Origin of the sequence: Sphingobium psychrophilum (genome assembly GCF_012927105.1) — a bacterium.
GTDB classification, from domain to species: domain Bacteria; phylum Pseudomonadota; class Alphaproteobacteria; order Sphingomonadales; family Sphingomonadaceae; genus Sphingobium; species Sphingobium psychrophilum.
Map to the genome: position 1 here is coordinate 35,133 of NZ_JABBFV010000015.1, position 19,507 is coordinate 54,639.

Here is a 19,507-nt window from a genome sequence, read left to right on the forward strand (position 1 = left end):
CGCCAAGTTTCTTTTGGCGAAAAGGGCGGATCGAAACTTATCAATCGCGTAGCCGTCACAAGCAAACACAGCATGCATCGATGGGGGACCGTGCGCGGGCCGCGGAACGGTCTGTGGAGTAAGTGTTCACAGTGATGTAAAACTTTGAATAATATTGAAAATATGGAACTTCGATCATATACGTGAGGATATTGGATGTCGGCTTCGGTCGTATCGCCCTCCCGCAACCATCTGAAATTGCGATACCCCACCGGGGGTCGCAGCCTTCGAAGACCCCGCCCTTGAGGCGGGTTTTTTGCGTTCTACGGCGATCGAGAGGATGCCTGCGAGATCGCCGCGCACGTCGATCTTCAGTTCGCCACCTTCAGGCAGCAAGATGATCGCGTCGATGAGCGAACGAATGACCTCAGCCGCCTCGAACCGCTTATTCTCGTCGTCATGTTCCAGCGCTCGATAGAGATTATCAAGCTGCGCCCGATAATGGTGCGCCATGTTGGGATGGAGCAGGGGAGGAGGCTCCTGGGCCTGCGCGAGGCCTCGTTCAAGTTCCTTCTTGTGCGCTTCCAATCCAACCATCTTGGCGTTGATCTTGTCTGCGGCACCGCCCCGCAGAATCAGGTTCACCAGCATGTCGAGATCACGGTCAATTTTGACAATCTCTGCCCGCGCCGCCGCGATAGCAGCGCCAGCGTCCCCCCTCATGCGGTTCATCTCACTGGTGAACTCGTCACAAAATTCTGCGAACAGGGTCGGGTCCAATCGTGTGGGCACCGCCGCAGCAACTGCATTGCAGCACGCCGGACAGGAGATATTTCTGGCGCCGGCGTTCCCATAATTGCATGGTAGAACTATCCGATCGCACGATCTGGCAGGATTTTTGCCGTTCTTTGGCCGCCTGCCATTCGGTTGCTATCCGCCTGGCCGATTTGCCAGCGACATAGTCGCGCAAGATGCGCTGGATCACGCTTGCCTGTGCGTCATTGATGGAGCGGTCGCCGCGGATCAGGTCGCCGTTGTCATCGAGCCGTTTGACGACGTCATAGCCATAGCTGTTACCACCGCCCGACTTGCCTTTCTCGACCCGCCCGCGCAGGCCCCGCCGTGTCTTGTCGGCGAGATCCTTGAGAAAAAGGGCGTTCATCGTACCCTTGAGGCCGATATGCAGATGGGTGATCTCGCTTCCGTGGCGCCGATCGAGGAAGGCCGGTTCGACTTCAACCAGGCCTTTGTCGAGGCGCGCGTGCCGATCGGCAAGGCGAAGATCGTGGCGCGGCTTGGCCGGCAGGAAATGGGCTTTGGCAACAACACCGTGTTCGACATGCGCGAGGGCGCGAACACGCGGCGCTCGCTCGACCTGCTGCGGGTTATGGGCACAGCCGGCAAGTGGGAGGCGGGTTTCCTGACCGGCCATTCCGTGCTGGAGAAGCTGGGGACATGGGACGACGCGACCAACCATGATTTCGACCTGACCGGCGGGCATGTCGCGCGCAGCTTCGGTTCGGGCACGCATACCGGCCGTGCCGAGGCGTTGTTCGTCGCGAGCGACCGCGCTGCCCTCGCCTTCTACAGCGAGCCTGCCACCCGCGACCAACGCAAGACCCTGTCGTTGCGTTATGCCGCGAGGGCGAATGCCTGGACCTTCGATCTGGAAGGCGTCCGGCAATGGGGCGATTTCGGCAATCTGGACATCGACGCCTATTATGTGACCGGCACGGTCGCACATGGCTGGTCCGGCGGGTGGAAGCCCAAGGTTGGCCTGCGTATCGATGTAGGGTCGGGCGACAAGGACGGCAACGACAACAAGATCGGCACTTACGCGCCGCTCTTTCCCAAGCCGTTGACGTATAATGGCGATCTGGGACCGCATAACCTGACCATCGTCCAGCCGCAGTTGAGCATGATGCCGACACCAAAGCTGAACCTAGACTTCTCGGTTGCTGCACTGTGGCGCACTTCGACCCATGACGGCGTCTACAGCCTGGGCGGCGCGGTGCTGCGCCGGGGCGATGAGACCGACAGCCGTTTCTTCGGCAAGCGAGCGACGGCGGCGGGGCGCTATCAACTCAATCCGTGGATGCTGATCGGTTTCTACACCATCTATGGCGACGTTGCCGAGAAGTTTCGGCCCGGCCGCGACCTGTTCTATGCGACATCCTATCTGACGTTCCGATTCTGACAGCAAAAAGGGGCATCCGGAATATCCGGATGCCCCATGAGCGGGTCGACGAGAGGGAAGGCGACGCCGCTCAGACCCGTTCGAGCATCACCGCGAGTCCCTGCCCCACGCCGATGCACAGGAACACGAGCGCATAACGACCACGAGTGCGGTGCAACTGCTCCACCGCCGTCATGGCGATGCGCGCGCCGGACATGCCAAGCGGATGACCAAAGGCGATGGCACCGCCATTAGGGTTCACACGTGGATCTGCGGGATCGATATCAAGATCGCGCAGGGTCGCGATGGCCTGAGACGCGAAGGCTTCGTTCAGTTCGATGATGTCTACCCGGTCTAGCGCAATGCCCGTCAGTCGGCTGACCTTGCGCGCCGCTTCAACCGGGCCGACGCCCATGATCCGTGGCGCGACGCCGGCGGCTGCCATGCCCAGAACACGGGCACGGGGCGTCAGGCCATGGCGCGCCGCCGCCAATTCCGATGCAATCAGCATCGCGGCGGCCCCGTCGTTCAGGCCCGATGCGTTACCCGCGGTCACGGTACCGTCGGCGCGAACCACGGGCTTGAGCTTGCTCAGCGCCTCCAGGCTGGTTGCGCGGGGATGTTCGTCGTCCGCGAAAATGATGGGATCGCCCTTGCGCTGCGGGATGGCAACGGGGACGATCTCGGATGCCATGCGACCGCCGGCGATGGCTGCATCCGCCTTGTCCTGGCTCGCCAGCGCAAAGGCATCCTGCTGCGCGCGCAATACCTGCCATTCCGCAGCGACATTCTCGCCAGTCTGGGGCATGGTGTCGACCCCATAGGCGGCTTTCATAGCGGTATTGATGAAGCGCCAGCCAAGCGTCGTATCCTCGATCTTCTAATCGCGGCCAAAGGCGGCACCGGCCTTGCCCAGCACTTAGGGCGCGCGCGTCATGCTCTCGACACCGCCTGCGATCATCAATGCGGCGTCGCCGCTGCGGATCGCCTGCGCCGCTATGCCCACGGCGTTGAGACCGGACGCGCACAGGCGGTTGACGGTGGTGCCCGGCACGGTCTGCGGCAGCCCGGCCAGCAGCACGGCCATGCGCGCGACGTTGCGATTATCCTCGCCCGACTGGTTCGCACAGCCCAGCACCGTATCGTCCACCGCGCCCCAGTCCACGCCGGGGTTACGCTCCGCCAGCGCACGGATCGGGATGGCGGCCAGATCGTCGGCGCGAATGGTGGACAGCGCGCCGTTGAGCTTGCCAATGGGCGTGCGGATTGCATCGCAAATGAACGCTTCGGCCACGTTGGGAACCCTCAATTGGAGAAAAAATCAATGAGTGCGGTCGAAACGGCATGGGGTGCCTCGATCGGCGCGAGATGGGCCGCTTCGATCCCGACATGCTTCGCATTCGGAATAGCGCTCAACAGATGCTCGCCATGGCCCTCGAACGGAGTTGACGTGTCACGGATGCCGGTGACGACCAGCGTCGGCACCGGCACCGGCATCGCGCCCAGCCGGTCTACCAGCGCCATGTCTCGGATCGCCGCGCCGCAGCCGGCATAGCCCGCTGGTGCCATCATCAGCAGCCCGCGCAACACTGTCGCGGCGGTCGCCGGATGCTGCGCGCAAAAAACCGGCGACAGGAAGCGCCCCATGACGAGATCGGCGATCGACGCCATCCCCTCGCCCCTGATCTTTGCGATTCGCGCATCCCAGGACGCGCTGTCCATGGTGGCAGAGGTGCAGACGAGAGCAAGTGCGGTTACCCGCTGCGGCGCCTGTAGTGCCAGCTCCATCGCGACCATGCCGCCCAGCGAGACGCCAGCGACGGCCGCCCGTGCGATACCGGCCGCGTCCATCGTCGTCGCGACATCGTCAGCCAGCATCGACAGGCTGTAATCGCCCGTCGGGGCGTCCGACGCGCCATGGCCGCGTGCGTCGATGCGAAGCAGACAGAAGCGCTCGCGCAGCATCGGCAGCGCTGCGTCCCACAGGTCCATGTCGGTGCCGATGCTGTTCAGCAGCACCAGCGCAGGGCTATCCGTCCTGCCCTCGACCTTCCAGTAGATATCGGCGCCGTGCGATCGGGCAAAGGGCATCAGGCAGCCGCCGTCAGAGAACTAAGGTCAAGCAATGCCCCGGTCCTAGCGACGACATCCTCGATAGCGACGCTGGGCGCAGTCTCGATCAGCGTGAGGCCGCCGCCCTTGCGATCGACAGCGATGACAGCAAGGTCCGTGATAATCAGGTCGACGCAACGCTTGCCGGTCAGCGGCAGGCTGCATTCGGGCAGGATCTTGGGATCGCCATTCCTGGACATATGGTCCATCACCACGACCACGCGCTTGACGCCCGCAACCAGGTCCATGGCCCCGCCCATACCCTTCACCATTTTGCCGGGGATCGTCCAGTTGGCGAGGTCGCCATTGGCGGACACTTCCATCGCACCCAGCACCGCCATATCGATATGCCCGCCGCGGATCATCGCGAAACTGTCGGCGGACGAGAAGAAGCTGGAAGTTGGTAGCGCGGTGATGGTCTGCTTGCCCGCGTTGATGAGATCGGGGTCAGCCTCGCCCACATAAGGAAAGGGGCCGATGCCGAGCATGCCGTTCTCGCTTTGCAGCGTCACGTTGACGCCGGCGGGCACATGGTTCGCCACCAGCGTCGGGATGCCGATGCCAAGGTTCACATAATAGCCGTCCTGCAGTTCCTGCGCTGCGCGGGCCGCCATTTCATCACGAGTCCAGCTCATGCCATGATCTCCCTCGACCTTGTGGTCAGCTTCTCGATCCGCTTCTCGTTGATGGTGGAGAGTATGATGCGATCGACATATATGCCCGGCGTTTGGATGCAGTCAGGCTCGAACGTCCCTTCGGGCACGATCTCCTCGACCTCAACCACAGTTACCTTGGCGGCCGTCGCCATGTTGGGATTGAAATTACGCGCGGTCTTGCGGAACATGAGGTTGCCTGCCGGATCGGCACGCCATGCCTTGATGATGGAAAGGTCAGCGCGCAACCACGTTTCGCGGACATACTCCTCGCCCTCGAACGTCTCGACCGGCTTGCCTTCAGCCACCACCGTACCCACGCCGGTCTTGGTGTAGAAGGCCGGGATGCCGGCACCACCGGCGCGAATGCGTTCGGCCAGTGTGCCCTGCGGGTTCAGCTCCAGTTCGAGTTCGCCTAAGAGATACTGGCTTTCGAACAGCTTATTCTCGCCGACATAGGAGGAGATCATCTTGCCGATCTGTCGGCTTTCCAACAAAATCCACAGGCCAAAGCCGTCCGCTCCCGCATTGTTGGAAATGACGGTCAGATCACGCACGCCGCTGTCGCGAATTTCCGGGATCAGGCTCTCGGGATTGCCCGACAGACCGAACCCGCCCGACATGATCGTCATGCCATCATACAACAAGCCGTCCAGTGCGACCCGAGGGCTGTCGTATATCTTGCTTTTCATGGGATCTCCTTCAGCCCAGATCGCCGCCCGCCACGGGCAGCACCGAACCGGTGATGTAGGCGGCCTCGTCCGAGGCCAGAAACAGGATCGGGGCGATCTGTTCGTCGAGCGTGCCATAGCGCTTGACGAAGGTGGAGGTCGTCACCTGTTCGACCGCCTCCGCCATCCACGCCTGTTCCTGTACGCTGTCGCCTTCCTCGTTGCGCGCTACACGGCGGGCAGGCGCCTGGGTGCCGCCGGGCGCGGTGGCAACGACGCGGATGCCCGCATCGCCATATTCCATCGCCAGGCTCATGGTCAGCGCGTTGACGCCGCCCTTGGCCGCCGAATAGGGCAACCGGCGGATACCGCGCGTGGCGTTGGACGAGACGTTGACGATCGTCCCTGTCCCCCGCCCCAGCATTTCCGGCAGCACCGCGTGGCAGCACCAGAGCGTGGGCATCAGGCTGCGCCGAATCTCAGCCTCGATCTGGTCGGGCTGAAACTGATCGAACGGCCTCATGCGGATGGCGCCGCCGACATTGTTGATCAGGATATCGATGCGGCCAAAGCGCGCGACGGCCGCCGCCATTGCAGCGGCCGCGCCTTCGTAGGTTTCGAGGTCGCAGGTGAAGCCCGCGCAATCGGCCCCGCCCTCCGCCGCAACCTCATGCACGAACGCGGCCCGGTCGACGAGCAGTACCTGGGCACCCTCTGCCGCCGCGCGCAGGGCGACGCCGCGACCAATACCCTGCGCCGCGCCGGTCACGATCATGACCTTGTTGGCAAACCTCTCCCGAAATATCACCACCGGCTCCCTCAGATATGATAGACGTCAATGACCTGGTGGATGTAATCATCCTTCAGCACGATCTTCTTCTTGAGGATACGGGGCACCTCACCACTTATATTGAGCGTGACAAAATTGGTGCCGAAGAATTGCTGCGTCATCTGATAACGATGGCTGAGCGTATGCCAGTTGTAGCGCAGATCGACCTGCCCCTCCCGGCTCTCTACTATTTCGACATTGGCGATGAAGTGCGATGTCCGCGCTTCCGGCGTGCTGGCCGACGAACGCTCCGTGTTGAGGCGATAGACCCGATCTTCAAGCCCTTTTCGGTTGCCATAATAGATCAGCGAGATCTGGCTGTGCGGATCGGTGGTCAGGTCGTCATCGTCCGTCCAGGCCGGCATCCAATATTCGCAAGCCTCATCATAGCATTCCAGCCATGCGTCAAATTCGCGATCGTCCAGCAGTCGCGCCTCCCGATAGAGGAAGGCGCAGATGTCGGCATGGGACAGCGCCATGCGCGCCATTTCAAGGACCTGGCTCATTCCGCTGCCTCCAGCATCGGCTGGGCAGCCGCTTCGTCCTTGGTAAGGCCGTCGAAGATGATCTTCGCCCAGAATTCGTGCTGGCGCACGAACAGACCCTCGTCCTCGCTGCGTTCGCTCGACAGCAGCGGGGTCATACCCATCGCCTTCGCATTGCCGTCCGGACCGTCGATCCAGCGGGTCGCGCCCCGGCTGAGGTCGTTCCACAATTCGCCCGCGCCCTCATAAGCCGACTGGCAACTGCGAAATTCCTCCAGGTCGTCGGGCGTGCCCATGCCGGTGACGTTGAAGAAATCCTCATATTGCCGGATGCGGTGGGCGCGATCCTCGGCGCTCTCGCCCTTGGGGGCGTAGCAGTAGATGGTGACCTCGGTCGTGTTCGTGTCGATCGGTCGCACCACTCTGATCTGCGTCGAGAACTGATCCATCAAGAACACATTGGGATAGAGCGCCAGATTGCGCGTCTGCTCCAGGATGAACTTCGCCCTGTCGGCGCCCAAGCGATCGGACAATTGCTCCTTCAGATTCCAGACCGGACGGACTTCGGGATTGAGCACCTGCGTCCAGAGCAGGATATGGCCGTGATCGAAGCCATAGACGCCGCTTGCCGGTGCCTTCGACCAGCCGTTCGCGTCTACCGCCTTGGTACCGCCCTCGGCGCGGCGGCCCATGGTAGACTGATAGTTTTCGTGGACGGAACTGACATGATAGCCGTCGCAACCATTCTCCATCTGCATCTTCCAGTTGCCGTGGAAGGTGTAGCTGGAGCTGCCGACGAGCACTTCCAGGCCCTCAGGTGCCTGATCGACCATCTGGTCGATGATGACCTTCGTCTCGCCCAGATGCTCTTCCAGCGGCAGCACGTCGTGATTGATCGAGCCGAAGATGAAGCCACGATAGCTTTCGACGCGGATGCGCGTCAGGTCATGCGACCCGTCATGGTCGAAGCTGTCGGGATAGGCACCGATGCTCGCATCCTTGGCACGCAGCAACGACCCGTCCGTCTTGAAGCTCCAGCCGTGGAACGGGCAGACATAGAGCGGCTGGGTGCCGCGCTTGCGCCGGCACAGCTTGGCACCGCGATGCGCACAGGCATTGACCACACCGTTGAGGCCACCATCCTTCGCGCGGTTGAGGATCACCGGCGTCCGACCGATCCAGGTCGTGAAATAGTCGTTCTTCTTTTCAACCTGGCTTTCATGGGCCAGATAGACCCAGTTGCTTTCGAAGATATATTTCATCTCCAGTTCGAACAGCGCGGGGTCGGTGAAGACGTCGCGGCGGCAGCGGAAGATGCCCGCCTCCCTGTCGTCGACAACGGCCGTTTCAACACGCTCACGGATGGATGTCATCGGCGTAACCATGATCCTCTCTCCTTTTTCTCAGGCGGTTTCTTTGACCGGCTCGGTGGGCTCGACCGCGAGACGCTTGCGGGTCGAGAAGGCCTCTTCGTCGGCTGCGTCGGCTCGTTGCAGGTGGAAATCGAAGGCGATGTGCGCGCTGTCGCCCTGTCGGTTGGGAATGGGCAGCAGCCCTTCGCGGGTGGCGAAGGCGAAATCGTCAGCGGCGAAGGGGTCATCGCCGAAGTTGATCTGCGTGGTCAGTTGGCAGTAGCCCGGCGCTTCGATGAAGAAGTGGACATGCGCAGGGCGGTTGCCGTGGCGACCCAGCAGTTTCATCAGCCTGTCAGACGCGCCACCAGGGGGCACGGAATAGCCGCTCGGCATCTTCGACTGGAAGGCATAGGAGCCGTCCGGCGCGATCTTCAGCCGACGACGGTTGTTGAACGGCGTTTGCTCGTGGGTCGGGTCGAAATGCGAATAAAAGCCGCGCGAATCGGCGTGCCACACATGAACCAACCCATCGGTCACGGCCTCGCCGTCCGGCCCGATCAGGCGGCCGGTCATATAGAGCGTGTCGGTGTCGTCGGCATCGACGGTCAGGTTCGCGCCGCTTTCCACGATCGGCGCGCCCTCGACATAGAGCGGCCCCTCAATGGTGCGCGGCGTACCGCCCAGCTTGCCCTGTTCTGCGTCTTTGGCGTCCATGAACAGGTCGAGAAAATGTTCGAGGCCAACCCCCGGCATCAGCAGGCCGAGTTCACCCGCGGCGGCAGCGCCCTGGATATAGGTGACGGCACCCCACACCTCATCCTCGCTGACGTCATAACGTGCGATGACGGTCATCATCGCTTCAACGAGATCGCGCATGATCGCCTTCATGCGCTTGTCGCCGTCTTTGGAATCCACGCCGGCGACGCGATCGAGCAGCGTCTGAATTTCGGGCGTCGTTACGAAAGTCGCGTCCATTTTTCCTCTCCTCGTAAGTTCAGTTTTAACGGTCGTCGTCGTGCAGCGACGATGGATGCCGGCAGAGCGCGGTCACGTGCATGGTCATGAAGGGATAGAGCGGCAGGCTCATGAGTATGTCGTGCAGCTCTGTATTTGAGGGCACGTCGAAGATGCTGACATTGGCGTACTGGCCAACCACCCGCCAGATATGCCGCCAGGTGCCCGCCTGTTGCAGCTCCTGAAAGCGAGCCTTCTCCGCCGCCTTCAGCTGTGCTGCTTCTTCCGGATCGAAGCCCAGCGGGATATTCACGTCCATTTCCACCATGAACAACATGGATCACACTCCTTCAGCAACGGCATGCAGGCGCGGTGTCACGCGATCACGGCGGTAAAACGCTACCCGGTCCTCATCGAGCGCAATGCCCAGGCCCGGCCCCTTCGGCACTTCCAGCTGGAAATCGCTGTAACGCAGCGGCTCGGCGAGTATGTCTTCCTTGACCAGCAGCGAGCCGAACAGCTCGGTGCCCCAGGCAAGCGAAGGCATGCTGGCGCACAGATGCGCCGACGCCGCGGTGCCCACGCCTGCTTCCAGCATCGTGCCGCCATAGAGGCCGACGCCGGCGGCTTCGGCGATGGCGGCGACATGATAGGCAGGCATCAGCCCGCCGGATTGCGCAATCTTTACCGCGAAGACGCGAGCGCCCCCGGCAGCGGCGATCGCGAAGGCGTCGGCCGGGCCATGCAACGCCTCGTCCGCCATCAACGGGATCACATGCTTGGCCGACAGCCGAACCATGGCGGCCAGGTTGCCCTTGGCCACTGGCTGTTCGACTAGGTCACAGCCGACATCCTCCAGCAGTTTCATGCCCAGGTCCGTCTGCGCTTCGTCCCAGTGCTGGTTGACATCGACGCGCACGCTGGCGCGATCCCCCACGGCCCGCCTGATCGCCGCGACATGGGCGACGTCGTCGCGCACGGACCGCTTGCCGATCTTGAGCTTGAAGATGTTGTGGCGGCGCAGGTCGAGAACGCGCTCAGCCTCCTCGATATCGCGACCAGTCTCGCCGCTCGCCAGCGTCCAGGCCACCGCCAGGCGATCACGCACACGGCCGCCGCCGATCAGTTCGGACACTGGCACGCCTAGCCGCTTGCCAGCGATGTCGAGCAAGGCGGTCTCCACCGCGCATTTGGCAATGTGGCAGCCCGCGACGCTGAGATTGACGGTACGCATCGCCTGCTGCACGCTCACCGAGCCGCAGGCCTTGATGATCGGCGCGATATATTGGTCGATGGCCAGCTTGATCGTCTCAGGGCTTTCCTCGCAATAACTCATGCCACCGATGGTCGTGCCCTCGCCCAGCCCCTCGACGCCGTCGGCATCGCGGATACGCACGAGTACGATTGCCTGACTATGCATCGTCGCCATCGCCAGCACATGCGGCCGGATCGTTGGCAGATCGACGATCAGGGTATCGATCTCGGAAATGGCAGTCATCGCTTTCAACACATCCTCGCTTTCCCTATCGTTAAGCCTTAGCTATGCTCGTCCGATCAATTCCACAAAGATCAATGGGGTCTAGGGATCATACTTACAGGGTATCGGCGTGGATTTGCGTCAACTGCGTTACTTCGTGGCGGTAGCGGCCGAGAGGAACTTCAACAAAGCGGCCGAGCGGCTTAACATGGCGCAGCCGCCGCTCAGCCGGTCGATTCAACAGTTGGAGGCCGAAGTCGGTGCCGAACTGATCGACCGCAATGTCCGGCCGCTGGCGTTGACGCCCATCGGCCAGCTTTTCCACATCCAGGCGATGCAGATATTGCAGCGGATGGAGGATATGCGCGGCATGATGCGGTCAGCAGTCGCCACCGAGCGGCGTCGGCTGCGTATCGGCTTCGTGGCATCGACCATCTACGCTCGTCTGCCCGCGCTTATCCGCGACTATCGCGCGGAGTATCCGGATGTCGAACTGACGCTGATGGAAAGCGTGACCCTGGAACAGATCGCCGCGTTGAAGGACGGGCGGATCGACATCGGTTTTGGGCGGGTACGGTTCGAGGATAATGCCGTTCGGCGGACCATATTGCGCAACGAACAACTCATCGCGGCGGTGCCGCTCAGCAGCCCGATCGGCCGCGACGGCGCGCCGGTAAAGCTATGCCGGCTGGCCGAGGAGAAGCTGATCATCTACCCCAGCCAACCGCGTCCCAGCTACGCCGACGATGTTCTGTCGTTGTTCCACGACAATGGCCTGGAGCCGCATGCGACTTACGAGGCGCGCGAACTGCAGATCGCGCTCGGCCTGGTCGCGGCGGAGGAGGGAATTGCGGTCATCCCGGAGTCGGTGCGACGCTCGCGGCCTGACGACGTGCGCTACGTCGATCTGGTGGAATTCGCCACATCGCCGATCATTATGAGCCATCGGATCGGCGACTTCTCGCCGGAAATTATAGGCTTCATCCGCATCATCGTGCGTAAATATCATGACTGGGGCTATCCGGTATCCGACGCATTGAGCGCAATCTAATTGGTGATTGGATTCACGCGGCCAATAGCGGCCTCAGGCGAGCGGTTTGATGGTCCGATGTGTCCGCGTGAGACCCGGAAGCGGTCAGTCGGTTAAGTCCCAATGCAAGCCATTCAGGTAGGCGTAGCAATCAGGCTGCGTTCCAGATTTGTTGCCATGCAGCAAATTCCGACGGACGAACCAGGTATCGCGCGAAATTACCCTCGTGCAAGCCCAGCAACTCCGTTTCTGCGACCTCAGCAAACTGGTCCTGATCGGCTGTTGGGATGAACTCATGGGACGTCGTGATCAGATGCGCGCGTGTTGCCTGTCGGCTCAAGGTGCCGCGCACAACATCCCGAACGACATCGCGCAACTGTTCCCGATAGCGCAGGCGGAAGGGGTCTGGCTCACCCATTGATTGACGGACGGCGGCGTAGCGCGCTGCGGATCGCTGATAGGCCCAAAGGAATACGTCGCGCAGCAATGTTATGTCGTTGCGTTCATAGACGCCAAGCGTGGCGCGCGTGTAAAGGTCGCCTGGAACCTCGGTGAATGACAATGGTGCAAGGTTCCCCCGGATCATGGGAATATTGGCGGCGAGGCGTGATACGCGTTTGTTCACATCGTCAAAGGGCTGAAGATAAGGAAGCTGCACCATCATGAAAAAGGCCTGCTCGAATGGATCGTCGATGGCCGTGGCTGTAGCAAGGATTTGATCGAAGCACTCCTCGATGAGGCCCGGACCTTCCAGTGGATGGAAAGTTGAACCGTCTATCCCTACGATGATGTTGCGCAGTCGCCCCACCGCCGTCGGGTCAGCTAACAGATTGTTCGCCAATAACGCATGCAGGTTGAGTATCGTATAGCGATTGAACCCGACATCATTGGCGTTGGCGACGAGAAACTCGATCGCATCCTTATGATTGAGGATCATCTGCGTTTCGCGCGGTCCGCGCCCCTCGGCGGCTTCCCCGAAATCCAGCAGCCGCCGTGTATCGAGCAGCGAATATGTGTTGCCTTCGAGACGGCTGGAATTCCATGCAAGGTCGATAAGCAGCCTGTTCAATATCTGCTTCGCGTAGGTTCCCGCCGCTGCAGCCTCAATCTGTGGCTTGCCGATCGTAGCCAGAAGATCACGCTGCTGCTGGGTCAGATAGAAGGTTTCTTTTGGCCGGTAGCGATCCAGGAAGCCGCGGTCATAGCCGACCGGTTGTCGCATCGCGACGGGCTGGCGGACATAGGCAAGGACAGCTTTGCCTTCAGGTGATATCGGGACGATGTCGGCCGGGTCAGGCCGGGCGATGATGTCATCAGCAAGATGATAGCGGGCTGCACGCCCGTCGCCGGTAAGGCGTAGCCGACCCGCGTCAACCAATGCGCGAAGACGGTATTGGAGGGTACGACGGGCACCAGGAGTAGCGAGGGCGCTGGTGATCTGAGCCGCTGACGCACCATCCGGCAATTGCGCCACAGCGGCCTCGATCGCTTCTAGATCGGCTTCGGGTATTAGTCGTGCCACATCACTTCCTTAGTTGCGCAAAAGATAAATCGCGCAATTAAAAGAGTCAATGCGCAACTAATCGCAGTTATGCGCAATTTCGCGGAAATTTGCGCAAGCTTGCAAGCGGTGGCCGGGTTCTGCTGGGAAGGCGGAGCAGGCGGCTCTTTGGATCGGCCCTTCTTGTCATTTTGCTCTCATGCGCTTTGCAGAGATTGGAGCATGGGTGCCTTCCCACCAACCTTTCAGCAATTATCCAAGGAGTCGCGTGGACTTGTAACGGATTTGCGCCGGTCACCTGAGCGATTAGAGTTCGCAACAGGAGACCGACGAGATGATCAAGCATACAGAAGAGTTCAAGCAGGAGGCGGTGCGGATTGCGCTGACCAGCGGGTTGCCGCGCGACCGGGTTGCATCGGATTTGGGGATAGGGAAGTCGACGCTGGGCAAATGGGTGTCACAGTATCGGCCATCTGACCTGGTGGCAGCGCCGCAGGCAGATCTGGCGCGTGAGAATGAACGCCTTCGCCTTGAGAACCGTGTGCTGCGGGAGGAGCGCGACATATTAAAAAACCGTCGCCGGCTGAGTCCGCCTGTGCGCGGTAGAAACGGGTCGTGCTATGGTGCGGTCGGGAGGGTCGCGGCCGATGGCTTATTGGAGGCATGATACCCCGTTAAAAAACGTGGCCCGTGGGTGTTTGCGTACTTGAAAGTGGTAACGCCGTTTTGCGGCGATCCCGGTTAGGAAGATGACGTTTAGCATCGCCCATACCCTCCTGTTTTGAAGGAGGACTTGGAATGGAACGATCGAAATCCGGCGCGTTGTCTATGGTCAATCCACGCGCCGCTGCCATCGACATCGGGTCGACCATGCATATGGCGGCCATAAATCCGAACGCCGATGATAATCCGGTACGAGCGTTTGGCACATTCACCGGCGATCTCCATGATATGGCCCGCTGGTTCAAGACATAGGGCGTCACGACTGTCGCGATGGAATCGACCGGTGTTTACTGGATTCCGGCCTATGAAGTGCTTGAAGGACACGGCTTTGAGGTGATCCTGGTCAATGCGCGATATGCCAAGAATGTACCGGGTCGCAAAACCGACGTCAGCGACGCTGCATGGTTGCAACGCCTTCATAGCTACGGGCTGCTGCGGGGGAGTTTCCGTCCCGAGGCGGGCGTGGCGACCATGCGTGCCTATCTGCGGCAGCGCGAGCGGCTGATCGAATATGCTGCCTCCCATATTCAGCACATGCAGAAGGCGCTGATGGAAATGAATGTGCAACTCCATCATGTCGTCTCCGACATTACCGGCGTGACGGGAATGCGGATAATCAGGGCCGTTGTGAGCGGGGAACGTACGCCAAGCACGCTGGCTCAAATGCGCGACGTCCGCTGCCACGCGACTATTGAGACCATTTGTGCGGCATTATCGGGGAACTGGCGCGACGAGCATATCTTCGCGCTTGGCCAGTCCCTGGCCCTGTTCGACTTCTACCAAACCAAAGTTCTCGAATGTGATCGAAAGCTTGAGGCCGCGCTCAAGGCGCTCGAAATAGACGAGGGATATGATGTTCGCCACCTCCCAAAAGTCCGGACCAAAAGGCGACAGGTGAACACGCCTGACTTCGAGGTCCGGTCAGCGCTCTATCGCGTGCTGGGCGTGGACCTGACGTAGATCCACGGAATCGGCCCGTCGCTCGCACTCAAGCTGGTTGGCGAGTGCGGGACCGATCTTGCCGCATGGCCCAGTTCAAAGCATTTTACGTCCTGGTTGTGCCTGGCGCCGGGCAACAAGATATCGGGCGGTAAATTGCTGTCGTCCAAAACCCGACGCTCCTCAAGCCGGGCTGCAGCACTCCTGCGCCCAGCCTCAACCACCATTGGCCGAAGTGACACCGCGCTTGGGGCTTTCTACCGTCGACTGTCTGCACGCGCCGGAAAAGCCAAGGCAGTGACCGCGACCGCACGCAAGATCGCGGTGCTGTTCTATAACAGCCTGCGCTACGGCATGGCGTATCATGATCCCGGCGCGTCACAATATGAGGAGCGCTATCGCAGTCGGGTGATCGGAAATCTCAAGCGTCGCGCCAAGACCTTTGGCTTCTCCCTCCAAGAGTTGCCACATGAGCCTGACATGACTGTTTCTTAGGAAGGCCAAGCAGTTCTTCGCGAGCCAAAGGCCGTGAAGTTCGCGTTCGTGTATAGCTGGCGGCATCGTTGGCCTGTTGAACTGCTCTGCCGTGTCATGCTTGTCAGCGAGCGCGGCTATCGTTCCTGGCGCTCGCGGCCGATCAGTCGGCGGGAGCGGACGGACATGAAAGTGCTGGCGCATATCCGGGAGCAATACTGCCTCAGCCTTGGGAGCTATGGTCGTCCTGGCATGACGATGGAGTTGAAAGAGGTGGGGCTCGATGTTGGCGAGCGCCGAGTCGGGTGCCTGATGAAGATCAACGGGATCAAGCCAGTCCGCATGCGCAAGCACAAGGTCACGACCGATAGCCACCATCGCCTGGGGGTCGCAGCGAACTGGCTGGACGGCGACTTCGCCGCCGATGCGCCCAACCGTAAGGGGGCGGGCGACATCACCTATATCTGGACCTCAGAAGGCTGGCTCTATCTTGCCGTCATTCTCGACCTGCCCTTCGACTGCCCGCCTGCGGCAGGCGCTCAGGATAAACTGCGCCGACGTGTCGTGGGTTGGGCTGTCAGTGACAGGATGAAGAAGGACCTGGCGATCAGGGCGTTGGATATGGCGGTGCGCCTGCGCCAGCCTCCCCAGGGCTGCCTTTTCCATTCGGATCGCGGCAGCCAATATTGTTCTTATGACTATCAGAAAAAGCTGCAGGCCTACGGCCTGCGTCCATCGATGTGCGACGAGCGCTTCGGGTGTCCGAGCGACGGATCTGCCGGGTGCTGGGACAGCATCGATCGACGCAGCGCAAGGTGCCGCGCGGGGCGGATGACGAGCAGGCGCTGACGGAGGATATCATCGCTTTGGCTAAACAATATGGTCGCTATGGCTACCGCCGGGTGACGGCATTGCTGTGCCATGCGGGATGGACGGTGAACCATAAACGGGTCGAGCGGATCTGGCGACGTGAGGGGCTGAAGGTTCCGCTGCGCCAGCCCAAGCGCGGACGCCTATGGCTCAACGACGGATCCTGTATCCGCCTGCGGTCGGAATATCCAGGTCATGTATGGGCCTACGACTTCGTCGAAGGGCGCACGCATGACGCAGTTGTCGGTGTTGCCGCTGGACCGCGATCTCTGAGCGGCTATAATCCTGGCGCAAGTTGATCCCGACGCTGCGTGGTTGCCGCTGGACCGCGATCTCTGAGCGGCTATAATCGCGCGAATATCTGCGCGTCGGTCATGGTCGTTGCCGCTGGACCGCGATCTCTGAGCGGCTATAATACGCCGCTGGCGTTATTGCAGCGTGGGAAGGTTGCCGCTGGACCGCGATCTCTGAGCGGCTATAATCGCCATGAGCGCGGACGGACTGGCGACGCTGTTGCCGCTGGACCGCGATCTCTGAGCGGCTATAATATAGCGGCGCTCCGACCCGCCGCCTTTCAGGTTGCCGCTGGACCGCGATCTCTGAGCGGCTATAATGACAGGCTGACCAGTTCGCCACGGGGCAGGGTTGCCGCTGGACCGCGATCTCTGAGCGGCTATAATGTCGGCCGCTTTAAGGTCAAGCTCAGAGTCGTTGCCGCTGGACCGCGATCTCTGAGCGGCTATAATTCAGCGCTTGCCCTTGGAGGCTTGCACACAGTTGCCGCTGGACCGCGATCTCTGAGCGGCTATAATTCGTTCTCATCTCATCCCCCTGTGAATCGCGTTGCCGCTGGACCGCGATCTCTGAGCGGCTATAATCTGGTGCGGTTGATATAGCTGCACGGTCTCGTTGCCGCTGGACCGCGATCTCTGAGCGGCTATAATCGATCCGGCGTCGGTCAGTGCGCGCAGGATGTTGCCGCTGGACCGCGATCTCTGAGCGGCTATAATTTACTGCACCGTTCGCTACATCCGAGATGGGTTGCCGCTGGACCGCGATCTCTGAGCGGCTATAATAGACCAAGCCGCTCGCCGGTTACGTCGCCAGTTGCCGCTGGACCGCGATCTCTGAGCGGCTATAATAACGGGCTGGGACGTATCTGCGCCAGTGCTGTTGCCGCTGGACCGCGATCTCTGAGCGGCTATAATCGAGCCTACGCCGCTGCCGTGCGGCTGTGAGTTGCCGCTGGACCGCGATCTCTGAGCGGCTATAATCGAGTTTTTGTCGAAGGCGTTGGGCGCGGGGTTGCCGCTGGACCGCGATCTCTGAGCGGCTATAATGAAGGAATGACGCTGCGGGACTGGTTTGCTGTTGCCGCTGGACCGCGATCTCTGAGCGGCTATAATGCTCCGATTGCGGCCCCATAGGGCGGCCATGTTGCCGCTGGACCGCGATCTCTGAGCGGCTATAATGCGCTTCACCGCGTCCAGCCTCTCCCAACCGTTGCCGCTGGACCGCGATCTCTGAGCGGCTATAATTAATCGAACGCAGTCAAGCGGCCTCCGCTTGTTGCCGCTGGACCGCGATCTCTGAGCGGCTATAATACAAAGGCGCGACGCTCTACAATCTGCATCGTTGCCGCTGGACCGCGATCTCTGAGCGGCTATAATATCGCCGCACCATGGGCCTATCGCGCAATCGTTGCCGCTGGACCGCGATCTCTGAGCGGCTATAATAGGCCGCCCCCGTGAGGCGAGCGCCGCTATGTTGCCGCTGGACCGCGATCTCTGAGCGGCTATAATTCGCGGCGGAGATCATCCGGCATCTGCTGGGTTGCCGCTGGACCGCGATCTCTGAGCGGCTATAATATTGGCCGTGTTGGTCGCGCCGTCCGCATTGTTGCCGCTGGACCGCGATCTCTGAGCGGCTATAATGGATCAATGGATATCACGTTGAAAACAACGCAATATCTATTGATCCATCATCGTAAAATTCGCGCGAATCATTAGAATAGCGCGAGCTGATCCGGGTTTTTCCGCTGCCGCCGTCGGCGCTGTCCTGAGAATCGCACGATATTTTCATATTGCCGGTCCGTGAAGCTGAGGATGTGGACGTCGCCGCGATCGGGCAGGCTCGACTCGACTCGCCGCATATAGGTTTCGAACTGTTCCTTGCCGTTGCAGAACCGAGCATAGACCGAAAACTGGCTCTTCTCAAAGCCTTCATCCAGCAGAAATTCGCGGAATTTCGTGGCCGCGCGGGCCTGTTCCTTGGTGGTCACCGGCAGGTCGAACATGACGAAAATCCACATCAGCCGGTATCCACTCAACTGGCTCGCGCTCATGACAAGAGCGAGTCGAGTCCGGCCAGTTCCAGCGCGGACGGGGGTGTAGGAAGCACGATGTCGGCTGCCTGCCCGCTCTGGAACGCGCGCGCGAGGCTTTGCGCGGCCCGGTTTGCAGCGCCCGCGACGGTCGTCGTGCCGTCCGCCCCGGGCAGGTCGAGTGCGATCAGTCCGGCAAAGGCGCGCTTGGCTTCCGGCGTCACGGTATCGGTCCCGCGCGCGACGAGGCGCAGGGCGAGCGCATCAACCAGCGGCCGGAACGGTTCGATCAGGTCGTCGGCCAGGGCGAAGGCATTGGTCCGGTTGGCATGATGGACGCCGATCGACGGGTGCAGGCCGGATGCGACCACGGCGCGGGCGCACAGCGACCGCAACACCGTATAGCCGTAATTGAGGAGCGCGTTGATGTCTTCCGCATCCCGATCGCGCCGGAAACCCTCCCCCATCAACAACGGCCAGTACCGCCGCGCCGCCTGCGCCTCGACATTGTCGGGGTCGCCCGAACCTACACGCCGGGCGAGCAGGTCGAAGGCGGAGGAAGACATGCCGTTGGCATCGAGCACCGCCGCCTGCCAGCGGATCTTGGCGATGACGATCCGGCGCCACAATTGTTTGGACAGGGGCTTGCCCGCCTCCCATTGGGCGCGCATCCGGCTATTTTGGGCGTGGTGCCCGTCTAGCGGCAGGCACACCGCGACCGGGGCGTGATTGCTGCCGCAGAGCAGCATCACCGCGCCACGCTGGGCCAGTGCGACGATCAGGTTGGTGGACCAGGTGATGCCGTGGGCGTGAACGACGACGGCCGCGACATCGTCGAGCGGCACGCGGCCCACTTCCGCGCGATCCTCCGACACGATCATGAAACCGCGATGGGCGGAAAGGTGGCGGCCATCGGTGGCGATATCGACGATCCGGTCCATCTGCCTCGCCTCCGC

The 19,507-nt window shown here is 61.3% G+C and carries 19 protein-coding genes, 5 pseudogenes and 1 CRISPR repeat array; of the genes and pseudogenes, 9 read left to right on the forward strand and 15 right to left on the reverse strand.

Annotated features, from left to right (window positions below):
* Positions 1 to 174 precede the first annotated feature (174 nt).
* Complete coding sequence (locus tag HHL08_RS17840) at positions 175 to 759, reverse strand: hypothetical protein (RefSeq protein WP_169574393.1); 585 nt, start codon at positions 757 to 759, stop codon at positions 175 to 177.
* Positions 728 to 1,141, reverse strand: coding sequence for a hypothetical protein (locus HHL08_RS17845; RefSeq protein WP_169574394.1), 414 nt, complete (start codon positions 1,139 to 1,141; stop codon positions 728 to 730). The genes HHL08_RS17840 and HHL08_RS17845 overlap by 32 nt, the downstream gene beginning before the upstream one ends.
* A gap of 24 nt (positions 1,142 to 1,165) precedes the next feature.
* On the opposite strand from HHL08_RS17845, the gene HHL08_RS17850 reads away from it, so the two are divergent.
* Complete coding sequence (locus tag HHL08_RS17850) at positions 1,166 to 2,176, forward strand: alginate export family protein (protein WP_235955113.1); 1,011 nt, start codon at positions 1,166 to 1,168, stop codon at positions 2,174 to 2,176.
* A gap of 70 nt (positions 2,177 to 2,246) precedes the next feature.
* On the opposite strand, the pseudogene pcaF reads toward HHL08_RS17850, so the two are convergent.
* From pcaF to HHL08_RS17900, 10 genes and pseudogenes are all read right to left on the reverse strand, one after another.
* Positions 2,247 to 3,449, reverse strand: a pseudogene (pcaF, locus tag HHL08_RS17855) (3-oxoadipyl-CoA thiolase).
* A gap of 11 nt (positions 3,450 to 3,460) precedes the next feature.
* Positions 3,461 to 4,246, reverse strand: a complete 786-nt coding sequence (pcaD, locus tag HHL08_RS17860; RefSeq protein ID WP_169574396.1) for a 3-oxoadipate enol-lactonase — start codon at positions 4,244 to 4,246, stop codon at positions 3,461 to 3,463.
* Complete coding sequence (locus tag HHL08_RS17865) at positions 4,246 to 4,902, reverse strand: 3-oxoacid CoA-transferase subunit B (protein ID WP_169574397.1); 657 nt, start codon at positions 4,900 to 4,902, stop codon at positions 4,246 to 4,248. Before HHL08_RS17865 ends, pcaD begins: the two co-directional genes overlap by 1 nt.
* Positions 4,899 to 5,612, reverse strand: coding sequence for a CoA transferase subunit A (locus HHL08_RS17870; RefSeq protein WP_169574398.1), 714 nt, complete (start codon positions 5,610 to 5,612; stop codon positions 4,899 to 4,901). Before HHL08_RS17870 ends, HHL08_RS17865 begins: the two co-directional genes overlap by 4 nt.
* Positions 5,613 to 5,622: 10 nt before the next feature.
* Positions 5,623 to 6,399: a benzoate diol dehydrogenase BenD gene (gene benD / locus HHL08_RS17875; RefSeq protein ID WP_169574399.1), complete on the reverse strand. Its 777-nt coding sequence runs from the start codon at positions 6,397 to 6,399 to the stop codon at positions 5,623 to 5,625.
* A gap of 11 nt (positions 6,400 to 6,410) precedes the next feature.
* Complete coding sequence (gene benB / locus HHL08_RS17880) at positions 6,411 to 6,926, reverse strand: benzoate 1,2-dioxygenase small subunit (protein ID WP_169574400.1); 516 nt, start codon at positions 6,924 to 6,926, stop codon at positions 6,411 to 6,413.
* A complete protein-coding gene (locus HHL08_RS17885; protein WP_169574460.1) occupies positions 6,923 to 8,278 on the reverse strand; it encodes an SRPBCC family protein in 1,356 nt (451 codons plus the stop codon). Before HHL08_RS17885 ends, benB begins: the two co-directional genes overlap by 4 nt.
* Positions 8,279 to 8,308: 30 nt before the next feature.
* A complete protein-coding gene (locus tag HHL08_RS17890; protein WP_169574401.1) occupies positions 8,309 to 9,235 on the reverse strand; it encodes a dioxygenase family protein in 927 nt (308 codons plus the stop codon).
* 25 nt (positions 9,236 to 9,260) lie between these two features.
* Entirely contained in the window at positions 9,261 to 9,551 is a 291-nt protein-coding gene (gene catC / locus HHL08_RS17895) for a muconolactone Delta-isomerase (protein WP_169574402.1), read from the reverse strand.
* 3 nt (positions 9,552 to 9,554) lie between these two features.
* A complete protein-coding gene (locus HHL08_RS17900; protein ID WP_169574403.1) occupies positions 9,555 to 10,712 on the reverse strand; it encodes a muconate/chloromuconate family cycloisomerase in 1,158 nt (385 codons plus the stop codon).
* A 109-nt stretch (positions 10,713 to 10,821) separates the two neighbouring features.
* On the opposite strand from HHL08_RS17900, the gene HHL08_RS17905 reads away from it, so the two are divergent.
* Positions 10,822 to 11,742 carry a LysR substrate-binding domain-containing protein gene (locus HHL08_RS17905; protein WP_169574404.1) on the forward strand — a complete coding sequence of 307 codons (921 nt, stop codon included), beginning with the start codon at positions 10,822 to 10,824 and terminating at the stop codon, positions 11,740 to 11,742.
* 130 nt (positions 11,743 to 11,872) lie between these two features.
* Here HHL08_RS17905 and HHL08_RS17910 read toward each other — a convergent pair whose 3' ends face one another.
* Complete coding sequence (locus tag HHL08_RS17910; RefSeq protein WP_169574405.1) at positions 11,873 to 13,243, reverse strand: Fic family protein; 1,371 nt, start codon at positions 13,241 to 13,243, stop codon at positions 11,873 to 11,875.
* Between the two features lie 313 nt (positions 13,244 to 13,556).
* Between HHL08_RS17910 and HHL08_RS17915 the strand changes: the two are divergent.
* From HHL08_RS17915 to HHL08_RS17930, 7 genes and pseudogenes are all read left to right on the forward strand, one after another.
* Positions 13,557 to 13,793: pseudogene (locus HHL08_RS17915) on the forward strand (transposase); the annotation flags it as partial.
* 227 nt (positions 13,794 to 14,020) lie between these two features.
* Positions 14,021 to 14,197: a hypothetical protein gene (locus HHL08_RS25685; protein WP_235955114.1), complete on the forward strand. Its 177-nt coding sequence runs from the start codon at positions 14,021 to 14,023 to the stop codon at positions 14,195 to 14,197.
* An 18-nt stretch (positions 14,198 to 14,215) separates the two neighbouring features.
* Entirely contained in the window at positions 14,216 to 14,905 is a 690-nt protein-coding gene (locus HHL08_RS25690) for an IS110 family transposase (protein WP_235955115.1), read from the forward strand.
* Positions 14,906 to 14,914: 9 nt separating this feature from the next.
* A pseudogene (locus HHL08_RS26135) lies at positions 14,915 to 15,133 on the forward strand (transposase); the annotation flags it as partial.
* A gap of 48 nt (positions 15,134 to 15,181) precedes the next feature.
* Entirely contained in the window at positions 15,182 to 15,379 is a 198-nt protein-coding gene (locus HHL08_RS26140; RefSeq protein ID WP_328804679.1) for a hypothetical protein, read from the forward strand.
* Positions 15,380 to 15,391: 12 nt separating this feature from the next.
* Positions 15,392 to 16,153: pseudogene (locus HHL08_RS17925) on the forward strand (IS3 family transposase); the annotation flags it as partial.
* A pseudogene (locus HHL08_RS17930) lies at positions 16,099 to 16,464 on the forward strand (IS3 family transposase); the annotation flags it as partial. The pseudogenes HHL08_RS17925 and HHL08_RS17930, both read left to right, overlap by 55 nt.
* 12 nt (positions 16,465 to 16,476) lie before the next feature.
* Positions 16,477 to 18,162: direct repeats of the CRISPR family, unit length 36 nt; unit sequence GTTGCCGCTGGACCGCGATCTCTGAGCGGCTATAAT.
* Positions 18,163 to 18,233: 71 nt separating this feature from the next.
* Here HHL08_RS17930 and cas2 read toward each other — a convergent pair.
* Together cas2 and cas1 are read right to left on the reverse strand one after the other, a co-directional pair.
* Complete coding sequence (gene cas2 / locus HHL08_RS17935; protein ID WP_169574406.1) at positions 18,234 to 18,572, reverse strand: CRISPR-associated endonuclease Cas2; 339 nt, start codon at positions 18,570 to 18,572, stop codon at positions 18,234 to 18,236.
* Entirely contained in the window at positions 18,569 to 19,492 is a 924-nt protein-coding gene (cas1, locus tag HHL08_RS17940) for a type II CRISPR-associated endonuclease Cas1 (protein ID WP_169574407.1), read from the reverse strand. Before cas1 ends, cas2 begins: the two co-directional genes overlap by 4 nt.
* Positions 19,493 to 19,507: the final 15 nt, after the last annotated feature.

Excerpts from the sequence above, each read along its gene's own strand:
- HHL08_RS17845 (WP_169574394.1), bottom strand. The coding sequence starts at position 1,141 with ATGAACGCCCTTTTTCTCAAGGATCTCGCCGACAAGACACGGCGGGGC.
- HHL08_RS17850 (WP_235955113.1), top strand. The coding sequence starts at position 1,166 with ATGGGTGATCTCGCTTCCGTGGCGCCGATCGAGGAAGGCCGGTTCGAC.
- pcaD (WP_169574396.1), bottom strand. The coding sequence starts at position 4,246 with ATGCCCTTTGCCCGATCGCACGGCGCCGATATCTACTGGAAGGTCGAG.
- HHL08_RS17865 (WP_169574397.1), bottom strand. The coding sequence starts at position 4,902 with ATGAGCTGGACTCGTGATGAAATGGCGGCCCGCGCAGCGCAGGAACTG.
- HHL08_RS17870 (WP_169574398.1), bottom strand. The coding sequence starts at position 5,612 with ATGAAAAGCAAGATATACGACAGCCCTCGGGTCGCACTGGACGGCTTG.
- benB (WP_169574400.1), bottom strand. The coding sequence starts at position 6,926 with ATGAGCCAGGTCCTTGAAATGGCGCGCATGGCGCTGTCCCATGCCGAC.
- HHL08_RS17885 (WP_169574460.1), bottom strand. The coding sequence starts at position 8,278 with ATGACATCCATCCGTGAGCGTGTTGAAACGGCCGTTGTCGACGACAGG.
- HHL08_RS17890 (WP_169574401.1), bottom strand. The coding sequence starts at position 9,235 with ATGGACGCGACTTTCGTAACGACGCCCGAAATTCAGACGCTGCTCGAT.
- catC (WP_169574402.1), bottom strand. The coding sequence starts at position 9,551 with ATGTTGTTCATGGTGGAAATGGACGTGAATATCCCGCTGGGCTTCGAT.
- HHL08_RS17900 (WP_169574403.1), bottom strand. The coding sequence starts at position 10,712 with ATGACTGCCATTTCCGAGATCGATACCCTGATCGTCGATCTGCCAACG.
- HHL08_RS25685 (WP_235955114.1), top strand. The coding sequence starts at position 14,021 with ATGGAACGATCGAAATCCGGCGCGTTGTCTATGGTCAATCCACGCGCC.
- HHL08_RS25690 (WP_235955115.1), top strand. The coding sequence starts at position 14,216 with ATGGAATCGACCGGTGTTTACTGGATTCCGGCCTATGAAGTGCTTGAA.
- cas2 (WP_169574406.1), bottom strand. The coding sequence starts at position 18,572 with ATGAGCGCGAGCCAGTTGAGTGGATACCGGCTGATGTGGATTTTCGTC.
- cas1 (WP_169574407.1), bottom strand. The coding sequence starts at position 19,492 with ATGGACCGGATCGTCGATATCGCCACCGATGGCCGCCACCTTTCCGCC.